Here is a 17845-nt window from a genome sequence, read left to right on the forward strand (position 1 = left end):
CGAAGCTCGAACTCCGGACCCTCCCAGCGCGGCTGGCGTCAACAATGGGCTTGGCGGTTCATCGCAAATCCACGGCCCGCGATCGCAATCGCGCCATCCTGGGATCGCCGCCCGCCGACCGGAGTCGGCGGGCCTGGACGCTACCAGTTAACGGTGAGCTTCACGCCCATCGTTCGCGGCGCCTGATATTGATAGCGATAGGCCAGATAAGTGCTGCTGGCCGGGTTTTGGGCATTGGACAGGATCAGGGTGTTCTCGATGTTGCGAACATAGCCTTCAAGCTGCCATTTCCCACCGTCCGGCTTGTAGGTGACGGTCGCATCCGAGCGGAAATAAGCCGGTTGGCTGTCGGCTTCGTAATTGTAGACCGTAAAGTAGGTCTTGCTCTCGTAGTGGGTCTGAGCCCGAGCGGTAAGCACGCCGCCGAAGAGGTCGAAGTCGTGCTGATAGCCGGCATTGAACGTCCAGCGCGGCGCCTGCGGCGGAATGTTGCCCGCCAGCTGAAGGTTACTCGCACCGTTGGCGACCGCGAAATCCTTGTATTCGGCATGTATATAGGCCGCGTACAGGTTGAAACGATCGACAGGCGTCAACATGGCCACGCCTTCGGCCTCAACCCCGTAGTATTCAGACTCGCCGGCGTTGACGATGGTGCTGTTGGCGCTAGACGGAAGGAACTGAGTAACCTGCTGGTTTTTGTAGGCATAGTAGAAGGCGTCGACATTCAACTGGAGACGGTTGTCGAAGAAGCGGTTCTTGGATCCAACCTCGTAGGCGGTGATGGTTTCCGGGTCATAGGTGGTCAGTTCGTTGAAGCCGCCGGCCTTGTAGCCGGTGTCGACCTTTCCATAGAGCAGGTTGCTCGGCGTGATCTGCCAGTTGAGACCGCCGTGATAGGTGACCTTGCTCGATGAGGATTCGACGTTTTGCGGCGTGGTGGTGTAGTTGAGTGCTCCGGTGGCCAGATAGGCGCCAAGCGAAGCCAAGGTCGCAAAGCCTTCCCGCGACCGGTTGTCCTTGGTGTATCGCGCCCCGCCTTCGATTTTCAATGTATCGGTCAGGTTGTAAGCCACCTGACCGAACACCGCCTTCGCCTTGGCGACATCGTTGGGATAGTCGTAAATGAAGATATTGGTTGGCGCTTCCAACAGCGTCGCGCTGTTTCGATAGTCCTGGAACGTTGTGTAGCCATTATTCTTCTCGTGGAAGTAGAAGCCGCCAACCTGCCAGAACAGGTGCGAGTCGCCCTTCGACGTCAGCCGCACCTCATGGTTCCAGGTGTCGGTCTTGTCGTGCGAATTGTAGCTGAGGTTCTGTCGCGCGCTGCCGTACAATGCGCCCAGGGTGTTCAGGCGCTCGTAGTCCAGGCGACGGAAGCCTCCCAGATAGGTCAGCTGGGCCACGCCAAGGTCATAGGTGGCGTTCCAGCGCACCCCTTTTGTTTCACCGTTCTCATAGCCGCCGGCCGGCACCGAGAACGAACGGCCGTCGTTGGGAATTGAAGGTCGGCTCAGGTCGATCGCGCCGCTGGCGGTGTAGCGCTGGGCCACGCCCTGAACCACGGGACCAACGTCATCGATCTTGGAATAGTCCAGGGTCACAAGCCCGCTGAGACGCTCAGTAGGCTGAAAGGCGATGTGTAGGCGCGCGGCTTTCGAGTGCTCGTCATCGCCGTCGCTGCCAGCCGGATTCTTGCGATAGCCGTCGTGGTCGCGGGTCTGGAACGCCGCTCGCAGTTGGAGCTTGTCGCTGACCGGCACGTTGATCATGCCGGTGGAATTGAGCGTGCCATAGTTGCCGGTCTCGCCGGTGAGATAGGCCGCGAAATTCATGGTCGGCTTGGCGGTGATGATGTCGACCGATCCGCCCGTCGCATTGCGCCCCAACAGCGTGCCTTGCGGGCCGCGCAGGACCTCGACGCGTTCCAGGTCGAAGATCGAGGCGTTCAGACCGGTGGGCTGCTGAGTGTAGAAGCCGTCCATGCTCAACGACACCGCCGGATTGGTGACGTCGCGGCTGGAGACGCCGCGGATGCCGACGATGACACTGGCGTTCTGCTGCGCGAAGCTGACGCTCGGCGCGACATTGGTGAGATCCTTGAGATTGCCGACGCCATTGCTCTTCAGCGTGGTGGCGTCGATCACCGACATGGCGATGGCGGTCTTCTGTTCGGTGGTCGATCGCTTCTCGGCGGTGACGACCACCTCTTCCAATTGCCCGACTTCCGGAGCCGCGGACGCGGCCGTCGCACTCTGGGCCAGAGCCGTGACGGGGCTCAGCAGCGCCATGGCCAAGCCGATGGCGCCCAGGCTCGCGCTGTTCAACAGATGCCACTTCATATTGGTCTCCCCTTTTGTGGTCGCACGCTGCGGCCCCCTTACCTCAGAGAGACCCGCGCAGTTGCGAGAGCCATTGAGTTCAGCGGGCCGGTCTCATGCAATTCTTATTTGAACATTCACGTTATTTAGTTGAATAATCACGTTCCTGCGCAGGTGTCATCCATTTTTTTAGGCTGTCCGCTCACGAAACGGGCGCCGCGAAAAACCCAACCACCATTGCCGTTTGGCGTGTTCTGCATGGGCGCCGCCGATGGTTGCAGGCTTGGATGGCGACCGCGGCGCCCGCGACGCGGCAGAACGGCGCCGCGGAGCACCCACGGCGCAAGACGGAGCGCACGTGACGGCTCTGGATCAAGCCGCTATGGAATGTTGATCGTCCGTCGACCGCAAGGATTCCATGAACACGCTCGCCGACCAGGATCAATTATTTCGAAAGGCGGACTGGCCCTTCTACTGGTTGACCCGCGCCAGCGCCCGCTACCTTCAGCACATGGAAGTGGCGTTAAAGGCCATCGGCCTGGACGTGCCGCGGTGGCGTGTCCTGATGTCCATCCATGAGAGCGGCTGCGCCAGCGTCAGCGAGATCGCCGACCAGGCGATCGTCAAGCTGCCGACCATGACCAAGATCGTGCAGCGCATGCAGTTGGACGGTCTCGTCATTTGCCGGCCGCGCGCCACCGACGCCCGGGTCACCGAGGTGTTGCTGACCCCGGCGGGTTTGACCGCCCGCCAGCAGGCCTGGAACGAAGCCGATCGGATCTATCAACGGGCCTTCGGCGCCATGGCCGACAAGGACATCGTCAAACTCAATCAGTTGTTGACGCGAGTCTTCGACAGCCTGGGAGTCGACGACTGACGCCTAGCCGCCGCCGATCTTGTGAAAGCCGCGGTCGAAATAGATCAGGCCTTCGGACAGGTCGTGCACCGTCAGCGCCTGGACCTCGCAGAGGAAGGCGCTGTGGGTGCCGATGTAGCGCGACAGAGTGATCTTGCAATCGAAGGACACCGCCGCGTCCTGCAGCACCGGGGAACCCGTCTCCAGCGTGGTCCAGTCCGCGCCCTCGAAGCGATCCGTCTCGGGATCCGATTGCCCCGCGAACCGCATCGACAGCGCCTCGTGACGGCCGGCCAGGACATTGACGCAGAGCACGCCGTTTTCCGTCAACTTGGCGTGCGAGCGCGAGCGGCGGTTGACGCAGACCATCAGGGTCGGTGGTTCATCGGTGATGCTGCAGACCGCCGAGACGGTCAGACCGTGACGGCCGGCCGTGCCGTCGGTGGTGACGACATTGACCGCCGCCCCGAGCCGGGCCATCGCGTTGCGGAAGGTTTTCTGATCGACCATCGAAGACTCCTTGGAACGTCCTTGGTCTAGAGATCCAGGACCAGGCGCGAGGACTTGGCGCGCGAACAGCAGACCAGCATCTGGTCGTTGGCGGCCTTTTCCTCATCGGTGAGATAGACGTCGCGGTGATCGACCTCGCCCTCGATCACATCGACTAGGCACGTGCCGCAGACGCCCTCCTGGCACGACACCTCGACGGCGATGCCGACACTGGCCAACGCCTCGACGACAGAGACTCCCTCCCCGACGGTGAAGGTCTGATTGGAGCGCGCCGCGAAAACCTCGAAGGACCCGCCCGAGGTGTCGACTTCGGCGTTGAAATATTCGCGATGGATTTGGTCCTCGGCATAGCCGAGGACCTTGGCCCCGGCGATCACCCAGTCCATGAAGCCGGCCGGCCCGCAGACGTAGAGATGTAGGTCGGGCTCGGGCGGCGGCAGGCTGGCGGCCGGCGTGAAGCGTTGGGCTTCGTCACCGTCGTCGTGATGCAAGCGCACACGATCAGCGAACGGAGCTTCCGCGAGGTCCGTCAGAAAAGCGGTCCTTGAGCGCGATCGTGTACAATAGTGCAGTTCGAACGCCCTGCCGTCGCGGGTGAGTTCATGGGCCATGGCCAGCATCGGCGTCACGCCGATGCCGCCCCCGACCAGCACCGAGCGGCCGGCTCGCGGAGCCAATGGAAAATGATTGCGCGGCAAGCCGACCCGCACGGACGCCCCCGCCCGCAGGGTCTGATGCACCGCCGCCGAGCCGCCGCGCGAGGTCGGTTCCAGGAGCACGCCGAGGCGGTAGCGGCCGGTTTCGGCGGGACTGCCCAGCAGCGAATATTGCCGCACCAGACCGGGCGCCAGATGCAGGTCCACGTGCGCTCCCGCCGTGAACGGCGGCAGGGCCGCGCCATTCGGCGCGACCAGGTCCAGGCCGACGACGTCGCCGGCGTGTTCGACCCGGTTGGCGACCTCAAGGGTCAAAATCGTCTCGCCCATTAGCAACTCCTTGGACCGCGCCTCAGCGCATGTAGAGGCCGCCATTGGCGTCCCAGGTCGCGCCGGTCACGAAGCCGGCTTGCGGACCCGACAACAGGCAGACCATCTGGGCGATGAAATCCGGGTCGCCCAGGTCGCGCACCGGGATGGTCTCGATGATCGCCGCCAGCTTGTCTGGCGGCACCGTGCGGCGCACCGACGGCAGGTCCAGAGGTCCGGGCGCCACGGCGTTGACGGTGATGCCGAAGGCCGCCAGGTCGCGGGCGAAGACCTTGGTGAGGGTGATGATCGCGCCCTTGGAGGCGGCGTAGTGGGCGCCCGTCGCCGAGCCGCCGTTCTGACCGGCCAGGGAGGCCAGGTTGACGATGCGGCCATAGCCGGCGGTCTTGAACCGGCGGCCCAGAACCTGGCAGCCGATGAAGACTCCACGCAGGTTGACCGTCATCACCGCGTCGAACTCGTCGGGGGTGATGTCCAGGACCGGCTTGGCCACGGTGACCACCGCGTTGTTGACCAGCACCTCGACCCCCCCCCAGCGCTGGGCCGCCGCTTCGGCGACGGTTTCGAACGCCGTCTGATCGCGAACATCGAGCGCCAGCGCCAAGACCCGCTCGCCGCCAGGATCCAGGTCCGTCGCCAGGGCCTGGGCCCCGGCCAGATCGACATCGCCGATCGCGACGTTGAAGCCCTGAGCAAATAGCGCGCGGACGATCGCCGCGCCCAGTCCCTGGGCGCCGCCGGTGACTAAGGCTGATTGAGCCATCGGGGGCGCTAGAGCAAGTAGGCGATGCCGCCCAGGGCATCGGTGGAGTTGATGAGGCGAACGACCTTCTGGTCAATCCGCAGACCGTCTGGACCCCGCGTCAGGAGGAAGGTCACGTCGGCGGCGTAGGTGCGCTCGATCCCGCGCTTGGACTCCACCAGATGCTGGGCGCAGCGCACCGTCATCGCCGTTTCCGAGGCCTCGACCATCACGAAGCGCGACACGGTCCGCGCCGTGCGGGCTGCCGAGGTCGCCGACATCGAGTGGTGACTGCCAAGGCGGGTGACCCGGGCCCGCCGCATCTCGTCGTTGTCGTGCAGATAGTTGAGCGTGTTGTCGAAATCCTCGGTGTCGGGATCGATCGGGATCACATAGCTCCCCTCCGGTCTCCACAGGTCGAGCCACGCGGCGTAGTCCCGGCGGTCCAGAGCCTCGGCCTCGGCCCAGATGAAGGCCATGGCGTCGAGCAGGTCGGCCTGTTGCGATGTCATCGTCCGGGCGCTCATGCCGTCATCATCCTCTTCCACATCTGATAGGCGGCCCGCATGCCGGTCTCGGCGCTGACATCGCCAAGGTTTGGCCCCTGGTTGTCGACGCCCTGCCCGTCCAGGCCGCGGTTGAGCATGATCCACAGATCCGAGCCGGCGGCCGAGCCGCGCTGCACCCGCGCCCAGGCCTCGGCGTCGTCGGGACTGCCAAAGCCCATCGGCCCCTGGAAGTGCTCATGCAGGCGCAGCCGGGCGCGATTGCCCGCCGCTGGACCACCGTCCATGGTGATGGCGATATGGCTGATCTCGGTCTCCTCGACCGACACCGGCCGCAAGACCCGGAAGAACGCCATCGAACAGGCCAGGTTGGGAAAGAGGTTCAGGTTGAACCCCGTGCCCCCCACCGCGCGCACCACCTTGCGCACCACCTCGTCAGGATGGTCCTTGGCCAGTTCGGCGGCCAATTCGGCGAAGCGCTCGGGGATCGGCGCGTCAAGGTTTTCGTCCAGATCGACGAGTTCGGGGATCATCACCATGACGCTGTGGCCATTGCCCAGGTCCTGGACGAAGCCGCCCTGGCTCAGAACGTCGAACAGCTCCTCGGTGTCGTCGTCCAGCGAGGTCAGGAACGACTTGTGGACCAGCGGGAAATGATAGGCGTCGGTGGTGTTTTCCAACTGGATCTTCCAGTTGCCGGGGAAGCGGAATTTGTGCTCGCCCGCCGTCTTCACGCCAAAGCCGGCGCCCTGTTTCATGAACAGGTCGATCCACGGCTTGGCCTCGCCCAGGAAGTCCTCGAGCGGCTCGATGTCGGGGTTGAGAGAGGCGAAGATCAGTCCGCCATATTGCTCGACGCGCAGAGCGACGAGTGGAAACTGGCTCTTGTCGAAGCCGGCGTCATAGCCTTCCGGATAGGGCACGCCGCGCAGGGAGCCGTCGAGCGAATAGCTCCAGCCATGGTAGGGGCAGACATAGCTGTTGGCCTTGCCCGACTTGGCCTCGCAGACGCTGGCGGCGCGGTGGCGGCAACGGTTGAGCAGGACGTTGACCTGACCCTTGCGGTCGCGATTGACGATCACCGGCTGGCGGCCGACATGGGTGGTCTTGAAGTTGCCGGCCTCGGGAATTTCGCTGGCATGAGCGACCCAGACCCACGTTTTGCCGAAGATCTTGTCCATTTCCGCGTCGAAGATCGCCGGATCCCGGTAGAGCGTGCTGTGAACCCGGTCGGACTGCACCAGGTCGGCGACCGGGGGCGTTTGAGTGGTCATCTCTTCAAGTCCCTTGGGGGTTTGAAACTGGGTGGTCGGCATTGGGCGTAGGCAGCGTCGTGGGGTCGTCCCAGACGCTGACCGGCCGGCTGAAGATGTTGATGGTGGCGAACCGGGCGATGCGCCACCGGCCCTCGTCGCGGGCGAACTGAACGCTCAACCGCGCGCTGGTCAGGAAGGACGCGCCGGTCGCGAAGGTCGAGGTCTGCAGCATGACCCAGGATCCCGTCGCGACGGCTCCGCTGACCTGGATCGACTCCGAGGTCAGGAAGTGGGCGTTGAGCGAAAAATGTGGCGTTGGTCCTCGATAGGCGTCGAGCATCGCTACGATCGCTTCACGGCCTTGATGGCCGCCGAACGCCGCGCCGTAACGCGCGCCCTTCCCGGCCCACTCGGCGTCTGGAGTGAACAGCGCGCCCAGTTCGTCCATCGGCGTGGCCGCGTCCAGATGGTCGCAAAGTTCCATGTAACGCGCCATGACCTGACGGATCGCCGCTTGGGCCTCGAGGACTTCCAGGCGATCCAGGATCGATGGGGAGAATGAGTGAGAAAACACCGGCCGGCCGTCCCTAGGCCGGGGTCGCGGCCGGGATGGCCAGTTCGCGGCCCATCCGGGCTTCGACGCGGATGTATTTCCACAGCCGGTGTTCGCCGATCTCGATGGTCCGGAAGAGATTGCAGGCGGCCACGACGCTAGCCCGGTCGGGCATGTCGGCCAGGATGTAGAAGGTCCAGGGCCAGCCGTTGGGCGAAGTGCCGACCATGGTCTCGTCGTCGTCCAGGGTGCCGAGGATCTCGGCGCCGGGGATATCGGCGACACCGCGTAGCATCTGGCCCGTGGCCTTCCAGACCCCGCCGATCTCCGCGCCCGGCAGGTCGAAGAAGTTCTGCAGCACGGCCATGCAGAACAGCGTGCGGATCTTGGGTGTGGCTTGCGACATCTGCGGCTCTTGTCTGGAAGGGATGGAGGGGAAGACGGTGAGGTTCAGGGGAATCCAGGGAGGCTCTCGCCGCCGAGCAGGATGCGACCCGCGCCCTGATAGTGGCCCTCGGACAGGAAGGCGTGCTGGGCCACGACCATGGCGTCGCGAACGTGACGCGACAGCGGATGGTCCAAATAGATGCTGGTGGTGCCCGCCAGCCGGAAGATCGCCTGCGCCACCTGGGCCGCGACCTGGGCGGCGTGGATCGAGGCCAGCCTCACAGGAAGGACATCCCGCGGCGCCAGAGCCTCGTCGGTCAGCACCTTGGCCCAGAGGGTCTCGGTGGCCTCGTAGAACCAGGCCCGCGCCGAGCACAGGAGCGCCTCCTGCCGGGCGATTTCGATCTGCACCCAAGGGCGCTGGCCCATTTGGGGCGCGCCGGTGATCGACGTTTTGGCGGAGGCTACGAGGCTGATCTCGTCGATCGCCGCTCGCGCCACGCCCAGGCCGACCACGGCCAGAACCTGGGCGGCCAGGGCCATGGACGGGTAGCGATAGAGCGGCTCGTCCAGCGCCGGCTCGCCGCCGCGGATAAAGGTCCAGGCTTCCGGCACGACCACGTTCTCGACGATCAGGTCGTGGCTGCCCGTGCCCTGCATGCCGATGACGTTCCAGTTCTCCTGGATACGCACCTTGTCGGCCGACATCACCGCCATCCGCGGCAGACCGCCGGTGTCATCGTCCTTGATGACGACGCCGACGCCGATCAGGCTCGCGCCGGGACTGCCGCTGCCAAACTTCCAGCGCCCGGAAACCCGCAGGCCAGCCTCGGTCCTGACCGCGGCCTGGGGCGGAAACAGTCCGCCTGCGAACACCACATCAGGCCCGTTGGCGTAGATCGCCTCGAGAGTCTCCAGCGGCAGGCAGGCCAGATAGGTCGCCGCCGCGCCAAAGCTCGCCACCCAGCCAGCTGATCCATCGGCTTGGGAGATGGTCTCGATCAACCGACAAAACTCGGCCGGCGACTTGGCGTCGCCGCCGAAGCGCTTGGAGACCATGGCCCGATAAACGCCATGGGCTTGAAAGGCCTCGATGATGTCGGGTGACACCGACTGACGGGCTTCGAACTCCGACCGCCGCGCCCGAATATCGGCCAGCAGCGCCTCGAGAGCGGATGCCGTGGGCGCCGGCGTCGCGGGAGACAAGGAAGTCAGAACGCTCATCAGGAAAGCTCTCGTTGCGTCGTGTGCAGGATGACGTCGGCGGCCCGCCCGGCGATCAATTCGCCGATGGCGCAGACGCGGGCGTCCTCGCCCTTGCGGCCGATGATCTGCAGGCCGACGGGCGGCCCTTCGGCCGATCGCAGGGGGATGGACAGGGCCGGGTGGCCGCTGACGTTGAAGGGGCGGACCAGGGCAGTGATCACCAGGGCGGCGGCGGCGTCGCCGGCCGCCGCCAAGGTCAGCGGAAAGACCGGCAGGGTCGGCAGGACCAGGACGTCGAGATGTCGCAGCGCCTGATCGACCTCGGCGATGAACATCGCGCGAACCGTCCGCGCCTGATCCAGTTGCGCGGCGGTGACCGTCGCCGCGCGCCGCAGTCTCGCCGCGACATCCGCACCCAGACGGTCGTCATCGACGAGTTGGCCATAGGCGGACCACGCCTCACCGGCCATCAGCACGATCCCAGCGTCGAACGCCGCCACCAGCCCGTCCAGTTCGAGGGAGCGGACGTCCAATTCGGACTCCGCCAGCGCCTTGGCGATCGTGCTCGAGACACCCGGATCGGCGTTCACGACAACCCGTCCCAGGGTCGGCTCACCGGCGAGCGCCTGCGCGTCGAACGTGGAATCGATCATCGCCATGGCGGCGCGCAACCCCTGCATGGTTCCCGCGAAGGGCCCAACGCAGTCCAGTTCGGTCTCGGCTGGTGTCACCCCGACGCGACTGACCCGGCCCTGGGTCGGCTTGAGGCCGAAAACGCCGCAGCAGGCGGCGGGCACGCGGATCGAGCCGCCGGTGTCGCTGCCCAGGGCCAGATCGGTCAGTCCTGCCGCGACGGCGGCCGCCGACCCGCTGGACGAGCCTCCCGGAATGAGGTTCGGAAAGTCAGGATTGAGCGGCGTTCCGGACCAGGCGTTCACGCCGGTCACACCATAGGCCAGCTCGTGCATCTTGGCCTTGGCGGCGATGCGCCCGCCGGCCGCCAGGATCGCTGTGACGACGGCGGCGTGGCGCTGAGCGGGGCTTGCGTTTTCGAGCGCACGGCTGCCCAGGCGGCTGGGATACCCGGCCACGTCGATACTGTCCTTGATGGCGAAGCTCGGGCCCGAGCCCCCCAGCGCCATGGTTTCAAGAAGCGGCGTGTCCACGAGTGGGATCCTTGAGTTTCACGTTCTTCGGCGCAGTTGGAGGTCGCTGAGGAATTAATAGAAGAGTGAAGCATTTTAGATGAATATTCAACTATTATCTTGTCGTTTTGGCGCCCCCTAGACCATGGAAAGCCGCCGCCGCAGCGCGGGCGTCCCGGCCAGAAGGATGACGATCTGCAAAAGCGCCGCGCCGACCACCACCACGGTCAGGGACTGACCCGTGGCATGGAAAACCTGGTCGTTGAGCAGGCCGACCAGGTAGGCCCCCAGCGCCAGCCCGAGCAGCGAATTGCAAAACAGGAACATCGCCGAGATCCGGGCCCGCATGGTCGTCGGCGCCGTCAGTTGCATGGCGGTCGTCGAGGGCGGCAGGGCGAACGCGGCGAAGAAGAAGCCGCCGGAAAGCAGCGTCATCGCCAAGCCGAAGGACTGGACCCACGGCAGGCCGATCAGGCAGACGACCACGCCGGCCGCGCCGATCACGCCGACGGTGAAAGGCGAGGCCAGGTGGCCCCGGCGGCGCAGACCATCGACCAGGCCTCCGCTCACCAGAACCCCGCTGGTGCAACCCACCACGATGGCCAGGCCGAGCCAGTAGCCGCTGGCATGGGCGTTCAGATGAAAGGTGCGCATCAGATAGGCCGGCGACCAGCCCATCAGCGAGAACAGGGCCATGGCCGCGAAGGAATAGCCGATGAAGATGCACGGATAGATCGCGCCGCATCCGCGCATGAAGGACAGCACCTGAACGAAGGTCGGCGGCGCGATGGTAGTGGTCCGTGCGGGTTCCTTGACGAAGAGGACGACCACCAGCGCCAGCAAGACGCCGGGCGCGCCGGCGGCCATGAACGCTAGTTGCCACGCCTTAAGGTGCTCCAGTCCCGGAAGGGTCACCCTGGCCCCCGCCCCCACCGCGCCGACGATCCAGCCGCTGGCGACGAAGCCCAACCCTGCGCCCAGGAACGACCCCGTCGAATAGACCGCCAGGGCCCGGCCAAGCCTGTCCTTGGGGAAGAGATCGGCGATCAGCGAATAGGCGGCCGGTGACATACAGGCCTCACCGGCTCCGACACAGATTCGCGCCAGAAAAAGCTGGGTGAAGGATCGCGCCAGACCGCAGGCCATGGTCGCCAGACTCCAGACCAGCAGCCCCGCAGCGATGATCGTCGAGCGGCGGCGACTGTCGGAGAGCGCGGCGATCGGAATACCCATCACCGCGTAGAATAGAGCGAAGGCCAGGCCGTTCAGGAGGCCGAACTGGGCGTCCGAGATCGCGAGATCGGCCTTCACCGGCTCGATCAGGAGGGACAGGATCTGCCGGTCAACATAAGCGAACATATAGGCCACGGTGCAGATCAGGACCGCGCTCCAGGCCTTGGCGGCGCTGATCGCTGGCCGGCTCATCGGCGCGTCCGCTGGCGCGCTCATTGACGGGTTCATGTCCGCATCTCCGTTGCTTCCGCTTGGCGCGCCCTTCTCCATTCCCGGAAATCGACGCACCCAGCAGGGTCATGGGCACGCCATTTTACGTGAATAGTCAACTATAATAGCGCGCCTGCCGAGGCCGGGACCATTTTGATGAATTTTCAAGCAATCAGTCGGCGCGATGCGAACGCGCGCCCCGGCCCTTGTTATGAAAATAATTGAATGTTCAATTTATAGCGTAGGCTGGAGCACCTCGATGACGACTGAACCGCCCAAACCCCCGCGCCCGTGGGCGCCAGATGATTTCGCGGCGACCCTTGCGACGGCGCGTGGCGCGGGCCTGGCGCTGAGGGCGTTCCCGGGCGCCGCCCCGTCGACCTTGCCGGAAGCCTATGAGGCTCAGGCCGCGGCGATCGACGCCTGGGCCGGCGACATCGTCGGTTGGAAGGTCGGACGCATCGCCGACTTCGCCAAACAGGAACTTGCCGAGGATCGTTTCATCGGCCCGATCTTCGCCGAGACGGTGCGGCAGGTGGGTGACGGACCGGCCTATTTCGATGTCATCACCGGAGGGACCGCCGCCTTGGAAGTCGAATTCGTCGCGCGCCTGAGGACCGATGCGGATCCGGGCAGGACCTATGACGCTGACGAGGTCAGCTTGCTGATCGACGACGTCTTCCTGGGCATCGAGGTCGCCGGCAGTCCCGTGCCAGGCCTCAACAGCCTGCCGCCGCTGTCCTCGATCGCCGCTTTCGGCAACAATCTCGGCTTGATCCTAGGCCCGTCCGTCGGCGACTGGAGCCGTGAGCGGCTGAACACCCTGGCTTGCTCGGCGACCATCGATGGCTTGGTGGTGGGATCGGGCGGCGCCGGCGATGTGCCGGGCGGAATCGCGACGGCGATCGCCTTCGCGCTCAACAAGGCCGCATCGCTTGGCCGGCAGCTCAAGACGGGCGCACTGATCTCGACGGGCGCGGTCACCGGGATCCATCCGGTGCGAGTAGGTCAGAGCCTGGAAGCGCGCTTTGGCGACACCGGCCGGATCGACGCCGCCGCCATCGCCCTAGACCCACGCGCCTTAGCTTCGCCATTCAAGCGCCAGGATTGTCAAACGGCGTTCAAAACTGGCCCTGACTCAGTTTGATGAAGTTGGCGTGCTGACTGGCGTGAGGATCACGTTCGGATCAGCGCCATGGCCAACCGCCTCTCCCCATCCAGTCTCGTCCAGCCGGCTTCACCTCAGTCGGCGCTTGGCCCAGCGATGACCTCACCACGCTGGACATCAGGAGCACCGGCTCGACAAGTCGATGTCCTTGCTACGACGCCTTGGGCCAGCGCATTCACAGCCGCTACCCCCGCCGGCGACGGTGGTCGCCTTGCGAATAGCGCTGCGCACCGTCTCCGAGAGCTCGCCGCTTTCGAAGTCTGGTCGACCGCTAAGCTCGGGAAGCCAGCGGTCGGCCAGGGCGATGTAGAGGTCCTTCTTGCGGGGATGTTTGAAGATGTAGCTGACCTGCGAGTTGAACGAGCTGCGGTCCCCGACGGCATGGGCTGGGGCTTCAAGGGGCAAAACTCGCGTGAAACAACGCGTCACTAAGCGAGGGAACTTTTTGGGTTCGGCGCGGCCATCTCCAGGGGTACGGCGGCTTGACGATCAACCGCCACGGCTTGCCACGCGAACGAGGTTTGCCGCGGCGGTCTCTGGGCCCCTATCGTGCATAGCCCGAAGGAACCGAGAAGATCTCCTGCGCATGCGGAGCCAGGTCGGCGACGCCATTCGGATTGAGCACCTGTGCAGCGGCCACCGTGTTGAGGGACTCGCGCAGCAGCTTGATCTCGCCGTTCTCGGCGACAAGGCGTCCTGCGAACAGGTGATGAATGACTCGCCCGGTCGCCGCCGCGCGTGCGGTTGTCAGATATTCCGCGAACACCTGATCCTTCGTGTCGATCAGTACCGTGACATTCTCGGGGTCGAAGCCGAAGCCCGGATAAAGGGCGCCGCCGACGAAATCGTAGAAGTTCGCGATGGCTTCGCGCCCCTGATGGCGGGTCGGGATGCCGAGCGAGTGGAGGAAGGGAAGTTCCAGCACACCGTCTTCGGCGAAGAGCGCGGCGACCTTCCTGCCGTCGGGGGCGACGGCAAGAAGGTCGAACAGCAGGGTTCTTGCATCGGTCATGATGATAGTTCTCGAAATGAGTGTGGGAGCGATGGGCGGCTGTGTGCGATCAGTCCGGGAAGTGGTCGCCGAACATCGGCAAGCCGCTCTTTGACCCCTCGCGCGTAGCCTCGTCCTGGATCACGTCCCAATGCTCGAAGAGCTGGCCGTCTTTCATGCGGACGATGTCGACCACGATCCAGTTCACCGGCGCCCCGAAACCCGAAAAGCGGCCATGAAGCATGACATAGTCGCCCGAGGCCACGGCGAGCGCGTTTTCGTACCGGAACTCAGCGGGCGCGGTCTTGGCGAGATTGAACAGGCCCTCACGGCCGGGCTCGATATAGGCGCTGTGCTGGATATAGTCGGGCGACCAGAAGCGTTCGGCCGCGGCGTGGTCGCGCTTGTTGAACAGCGTCTCGAACGCTTCCAGCACAAATTTCTTGTTTTGCTCTTCGGTGCTCATCGTCTGTCATCCTCTGTTTCATCAGTCCGGCTGAGGCTGCTGACGCTCGGATCCGCGCCATGTTCGCTCTCAGTACGCCAGTCAGATAGAGGGCCGCACTTTCGCCAGTAGATCATGTCTTGAGCTATGAGTTATGCGGTACATACATAGATGCGGCATGGCCGCAGGTGCCGCCATCAGCGACCGAAGATAAGGTTGTTGTATAGGCTCGAGAAACGCATCGGCTCGGCGCTTCTTTCATGCATGTAGCGCATGCCATGGCGGTCGGTGATGATAGAGGGTTCGACGATCAATGGCCTCACCGGACTCTAGCCATATCAGGGATATTTCAGCGCTCCGGCTTTATTCGCGCGTCGCACGCCTGGGCAGCTTTTCCGCCGCAGCGCGAGAATGCGGAATGTCACAATCTCAGGTTTCGCGGATCATCGCGGATCTGGAAGCGCATCTTGGAACGCGTTTGCTTACACGCACCACCCGCGCTGTCGTGCCCACCGAATTGGGCACGGAATTCCTCGAACGGATCGATCCGATCCTACTGGCGCTGGACGAGGCCCAATATAGCGTTCGTGAGGGCGGTGAACTGCGGGGCACGCTGCGGCTGAGCATGCCGACAAGCGTCGGAATCCGTGAAGTGGTTCCGCGGCTGAGGGCGTTCGCGAACAGGCATCCAGCGCTTCATATCCAGTTGCTCCTGGACGACAGGCGTCAGGACTTGGTGCGCGATGCGGTCGATGTGGCCATCCGTGTCGGGGCGCAGAGCGATTCCAGCGCGACAGCGAAACTCATCGCCATGATCCCCCGGGTGGTCCTCGCATCGCCATCGTATCTCGAGGAACATGGGACGCCCGAAACGCCCGCCGACCTTGCCTCCCATCGAATTTTGGGCGGGCCCGCCTCCGCCGCGCCCGATGCCTGGTCCTTCCATAGGAAGGAGCAGACCGTGACACTCGATCTTCACCCGCATTTTTCGACCAACGAGAACGAAGGCGTCATTGCCGCGTCTGTCGCCGGTTTGGGCGTCGCGACGACGACGGGTTGGGCGTGTCGGCGCGAACTGGCGGACGGGTCGCTCATTCGGCTGTTTCCGGAATGGAAGATGGCCGAAATTCCTGTCTACGCCTATTTTCCAATGGGCCGGACGACCCGCGCCGCCGGGCGCGCCATTGTCGACTATCTCGTGGCCAAACTCGCGGAAGAAGAGCGCTCCACCTGAAGACCAGGAGACGCCACTTCGCCTCGCCAAAACAGGCTTTCGCAACAGTATGTGCACACTCCCCTGTCGGACGGGTCATGCGACAGACTGATGACATCATCTATCCCAAAACCGGAGAGACGCGGTGCAATGCCACCGCGATCCGGCAAGCTGCACGGCACATAACGCGCTTTTACGATGCCGCCCTGGCACATACTGGCCTGCGCGGTACCCAGGTTCGGTCGCCCCGGCTACACATCGATCTCGGTCCCCGGCGGTCGGCACGGCTGCCAAATCCGCCGATTGCCTGCCTTTGTACGCCACAGTACGACGCCGCTGGGAAGCCGCTTTACACCGAACTGCAAGCGGGCTTCCCTACGGATCACGAGGCCCTGTGAAGGCGAACAGCATTTGCAGGGCTCGGCAAAGTGAGCCGTTGACGACGGATGCAGGTCCGGCGAGTGCGGTATTATATCACCTCACTCCCACTCGATCGTGCCAGGCGGCTTGGAGGTCACGTCATAGACCACCCGGTTGACGCCACGGACCTCGTTAATGATCCGGGTAGCGGCCTTGCCCAGCACCTCCCAGGGGAACTCGAAGAAGTCGGCGGTCATGCCGTCGGTCGAGGTGACCGCACGCAGGGCCAGGACGTTCTCGTAGGTGCGGGCGTCGCCCATCACTCCGACGGTCTTCACGGGAAGCAGCACGGCGAAGGCCTGCCAGATCTTGTCGTAGAGGCCGGCGTTGCGGATCTCCTCCAGATAGATCGCGTCGGCGTCCTGCAGGACCTTGACCTTCTCGGGGGTGATGTCGCCCGGGATGCGGATGGCCAGGCCCGGGCCCGGGAATGGGTGGCGGCCGACGAAGGCCGGGGCCAGGCCCAGCTCGACGCCCAGGGCGCGAACCTCGTCCTTGAACAGCTCGCGCAGCGGCTCGACCAGCTTCAGCTTCATGTAGTCCGGCAGGCCGCCCACATTGTGGTGGCTCTTGATCACCGCCGACGGGCCGCCGCGGGCCGAGACGCTTTCGACCACGTCCGGGTAGAGCGTGCCCTGGGCCAGGAACGCCGCCCCCTCGATCTTGGCCGCTTCCTTGTCGAAGACGTCGATGAACAGCTTGCCGATCGTCTTGCGCTTGGTCTCCGGGTCGCTGATCCCGGCCAGCTCGCCCAGGAACAGGTCGCCAGCGTTCACGTGGATCAGCGGGATGTTGTAGTGGTCGCGGAACAGGGTGACGACCTGGTCGGCCTCGTTCTTGCGCAGCAGACCGGTGTCGACGAACACGCAAGTCAGTTGGTCGCCGATCGCCTCGTGGATCAGCACGGCGGCCACCGAGCTGTCGACGCCGCCCGACAGGCCGCAGATCACCTTGCCGTCGCCGACCTGGTCGCGGATCTTCTGGACCATCTCCTGGCGGAAGGCGGCCATGGTCCAGTCGCCCTTCAGGCCGGCCAGGGTGAGGAAGTTCTTGTATATGCGCGTGCCGTTGACCGTGTGGACCACCTCGGGGTGGAACTGGACGGCGTAGATCTTCTTGGCGTCGTTGGCGATGGCCGCGAACGGGGCGCCGGTCGAGGTGGCGATCACCTCGAAGCCTTCGGGGATGGCCGTGACGCGATCGCCATGGCTCATCCAGACGGTTTCCAGTTCGCCCACGCCGGCCAGGCCTTGGAACAGCGGGCTGACCTTGCCGATCGTCAACTCGGCGCGGCCAAACTCGCCGGCGTGACCGCCCTCGACCTTGCCGCCCAGCACGTCGCACAGCAGCTGCTGGCCGTAGCAGATGGCCAGCATCGGCACGCCCAGATCGAACAGCTTGGTCCCGATGCGCGGGCTGTCGGCCTCCAGCACGCTGGCCGGACCGCCCGACAGGATGATGGCGGTCGGCTTGTAGTCGTCGACCAGAACCTCGGCCTTGTCGAACGGATGGATCTCGCAGTAGACGCCGGCCTCGCGCACCCGGCGCGCGATCAGCTGGGTCACCTGGCTGCCGAAATCGACGATCAGGACGCGCTGGTGGTGGGGTTCGGCGGTCATGGGTAGCGTTCTCCAGCGTGTCGTTTCGGTTCGGTCTCCCTCGCGGGAGGGATCTCATTCTTTGACGAGCCCCTTGGTCCC

At 64.7% G+C, this 17845-nt stretch carries 17 protein-coding genes; 3 read left to right on the forward strand and 14 right to left on the reverse strand.

Annotated features, from left to right (window positions below):
* Positions 1–140: 140 nt before the first annotated feature.
* Complete coding sequence (locus tag AC07NX_RS04905) at positions 141–2339, reverse strand: TonB-dependent receptor (protein ID WP_494639621.1); 2199 nt, start codon at positions 2337–2339, stop codon at positions 141–143.
* Positions 2340–2736: 397 nt separating this feature from the next.
* Here AC07NX_RS04905 and AC07NX_RS04910 point away from each other — a divergent pair, with 397 nt between their 5' ends.
* Complete coding sequence (locus AC07NX_RS04910) at positions 2737–3195, forward strand: MarR family winged helix-turn-helix transcriptional regulator (RefSeq protein WP_494639623.1); 459 nt, start codon at positions 2737–2739, stop codon at positions 3193–3195.
* Between the two features lie 3 nt (positions 3196–3198).
* Here AC07NX_RS04910 and AC07NX_RS04915 read toward each other — a convergent pair whose 3' ends face one another.
* From AC07NX_RS04915 to AC07NX_RS04960, 10 genes are all read right to left on the reverse strand, one after another.
* Complete coding sequence (locus AC07NX_RS04915) at positions 3199–3684, reverse strand: flavin reductase (RefSeq protein WP_494639625.1); 486 nt, start codon at positions 3682–3684, stop codon at positions 3199–3201.
* 26 nt (positions 3685–3710) lie between these two features.
* A complete protein-coding gene (locus AC07NX_RS04920; RefSeq protein WP_494639627.1) occupies positions 3711–4670 on the reverse strand; it encodes a PDR/VanB family oxidoreductase in 960 nt (319 codons plus the stop codon).
* A 22-nt stretch (positions 4671–4692) separates the two neighbouring features.
* Positions 4693–5433, reverse strand: coding sequence for an SDR family NAD(P)-dependent oxidoreductase (locus AC07NX_RS04925; RefSeq protein ID WP_494639629.1), 741 nt, complete (start codon positions 5431–5433; stop codon positions 4693–4695).
* An 8-nt stretch (positions 5434–5441) separates the two neighbouring features.
* The gene (locus AC07NX_RS04930) at positions 5442–5939 is read right to left on the reverse strand and encodes an aromatic-ring-hydroxylating dioxygenase subunit beta (RefSeq protein WP_494639631.1); all 498 of its coding nucleotides are present in this window, start codon (positions 5937–5939) and stop codon (positions 5442–5444) included.
* The gene (locus tag AC07NX_RS04935; RefSeq protein ID WP_494639633.1) at positions 5936–7192 is read right to left on the reverse strand and encodes an aromatic ring-hydroxylating oxygenase subunit alpha; all 1257 of its coding nucleotides are present in this window, start codon (positions 7190–7192) and stop codon (positions 5936–5938) included. The genes AC07NX_RS04930 and AC07NX_RS04935 overlap by 4 nt, the downstream gene beginning before the upstream one ends.
* A 4-nt stretch (positions 7193–7196) precedes the next feature.
* Positions 7197–7748 carry a nuclear transport factor 2 family protein gene (locus AC07NX_RS04940; protein WP_494639635.1) on the reverse strand — a complete coding sequence of 184 codons (552 nt, stop codon included), beginning with the start codon at positions 7746–7748 and terminating at the stop codon, positions 7197–7199.
* 13 nt (positions 7749–7761) lie between these two features.
* The gene (locus tag AC07NX_RS04945; protein ID WP_494639636.1) at positions 7762–8133 is read right to left on the reverse strand and encodes a hypothetical protein; all 372 of its coding nucleotides are present in this window, start codon (positions 8131–8133) and stop codon (positions 7762–7764) included.
* Between the two features lie 44 nt (positions 8134–8177).
* Positions 8178–9338, reverse strand: a complete 1161-nt coding sequence (locus tag AC07NX_RS04950) for an acyl-CoA dehydrogenase family protein (protein ID WP_494639638.1) — start codon at positions 9336–9338, stop codon at positions 8178–8180.
* Positions 9338–10486 carry an amidase gene (locus AC07NX_RS04955; protein WP_494639640.1) on the reverse strand — a complete coding sequence of 383 codons (1149 nt, stop codon included), beginning with the start codon at positions 10484–10486 and terminating at the stop codon, positions 9338–9340. The genes AC07NX_RS04950 and AC07NX_RS04955 overlap by 1 nt, the downstream gene beginning before the upstream one ends.
* Before the next feature lie 117 nt (positions 10487–10603).
* On the reverse strand, positions 10604–11968 hold the full coding sequence (locus AC07NX_RS04960; protein WP_494639642.1) for an MFS transporter: 1365 nt from the start codon (positions 11966–11968) through the stop codon (positions 10604–10606).
* Positions 11969–12167: 199 nt separating this feature from the next.
* Here AC07NX_RS04960 and AC07NX_RS04965 point away from each other — a divergent pair, with 199 nt between their 5' ends.
* Positions 12168–13055: a 2-keto-4-pentenoate hydratase gene (locus AC07NX_RS04965; protein ID WP_494639644.1), complete on the forward strand. Its 888-nt coding sequence runs from the start codon at positions 12168–12170 to the stop codon at positions 13053–13055.
* A 565-nt stretch (positions 13056–13620) separates the two neighbouring features.
* Here AC07NX_RS04965 and AC07NX_RS04970 read toward each other — a convergent pair.
* A complete protein-coding gene (locus AC07NX_RS04970; RefSeq protein ID WP_494639646.1) occupies positions 13621–14088 on the reverse strand; it encodes a nuclear transport factor 2 family protein in 468 nt (155 codons plus the stop codon).
* A 49-nt stretch (positions 14089–14137) separates the two neighbouring features.
* Entirely contained in the window at positions 14138–14533 is a 396-nt protein-coding gene (locus tag AC07NX_RS04975; protein WP_494639648.1) for a nuclear transport factor 2 family protein, read from the reverse strand.
* Positions 14534–14825: 292 nt separating this feature from the next.
* Between AC07NX_RS04975 and AC07NX_RS04980 the strand changes: the two genes are divergently transcribed.
* Positions 14826–15746 (forward strand): LysR family transcriptional regulator, encoded by a 921-nt coding sequence (locus tag AC07NX_RS04980; protein ID WP_494639650.1) that lies wholly within the window; start codon positions 14826–14828, stop codon positions 15744–15746.
* Positions 15747–16204: 458 nt separating this feature from the next.
* Here AC07NX_RS04980 and guaA read toward each other — a convergent pair whose 3' ends face one another.
* On the reverse strand, positions 16205–17764 hold the full coding sequence (gene guaA, locus AC07NX_RS04985; RefSeq protein WP_494639652.1) for a glutamine-hydrolyzing GMP synthase: 1560 nt from the start codon (positions 17762–17764) through the stop codon (positions 16205–16207).
* Between the last annotated feature and the right edge of the window lie 81 nt (positions 17765–17845).

It is taken from the genome of Caulobacter sp. GW821-FHT09A05 (assembly GCF_059418465.1).

Coding starts and splice junctions, on each gene's coding strand:
- AC07NX_RS04960 (WP_494639642.1), bottom strand. CDS start 11,968: ATGGAGAAGGGCGCGCCAAGCGGAAGCAACGGAGATGCGGACATGAAC.
- AC07NX_RS04950 (WP_494639638.1), bottom strand. CDS start 9,338: ATGAGCGTTCTGACTTCCTTGTCTCCCGCGACGCCGGCGCCCACGGCA.
- AC07NX_RS04945 (WP_494639636.1), bottom strand. CDS start 8,133: ATGTCGCAAGCCACACCCAAGATCCGCACGCTGTTCTGCATGGCCGTG.
- AC07NX_RS04980 (WP_494639650.1), top strand. CDS start 14,826: ATGGCCTCACCGGACTCTAGCCATATCAGGGATATTTCAGCGCTCCGG.
- AC07NX_RS04970 (WP_494639646.1), bottom strand. CDS start 14,088: ATGACCGATGCAAGAACCCTGCTGTTCGACCTTCTTGCCGTCGCCCCC.
- AC07NX_RS04925 (WP_494639629.1), bottom strand. CDS start 5,433: ATGGCTCAATCAGCCTTAGTCACCGGCGGCGCCCAGGGACTGGGCGCG.
- AC07NX_RS04920 (WP_494639627.1), bottom strand. CDS start 4,670: ATGGGCGAGACGATTTTGACCCTTGAGGTCGCCAACCGGGTCGAACAC.
- AC07NX_RS04905 (WP_494639621.1), bottom strand. CDS start 2,339: ATGAAGTGGCATCTGTTGAACAGCGCGAGCCTGGGCGCCATCGGCTTG.
- AC07NX_RS04935 (WP_494639633.1), bottom strand. CDS start 7,192: ATGACCACTCAAACGCCCCCGGTCGCCGACCTGGTGCAGTCCGACCGG.
- AC07NX_RS04930 (WP_494639631.1), bottom strand. CDS start 5,939: ATGAGCGCCCGGACGATGACATCGCAACAGGCCGACCTGCTCGACGCC.
- AC07NX_RS04910 (WP_494639623.1), top strand. CDS start 2,737: ATGAACACGCTCGCCGACCAGGATCAATTATTTCGAAAGGCGGACTGG.
- AC07NX_RS04975 (WP_494639648.1), bottom strand. CDS start 14,533: ATGAGCACCGAAGAGCAAAACAAGAAATTTGTGCTGGAAGCGTTCGAG.
- AC07NX_RS04915 (WP_494639625.1), bottom strand. CDS start 3,684: ATGGTCGATCAGAAAACCTTCCGCAACGCGATGGCCCGGCTCGGGGCG.
- AC07NX_RS04965 (WP_494639644.1), top strand. CDS start 12,168: ATGACGACTGAACCGCCCAAACCCCCGCGCCCGTGGGCGCCAGATGAT.
- guaA (WP_494639652.1), bottom strand. CDS start 17,764: ATGACCGCCGAACCCCACCACCAGCGCGTCCTGATCGTCGATTTCGGC.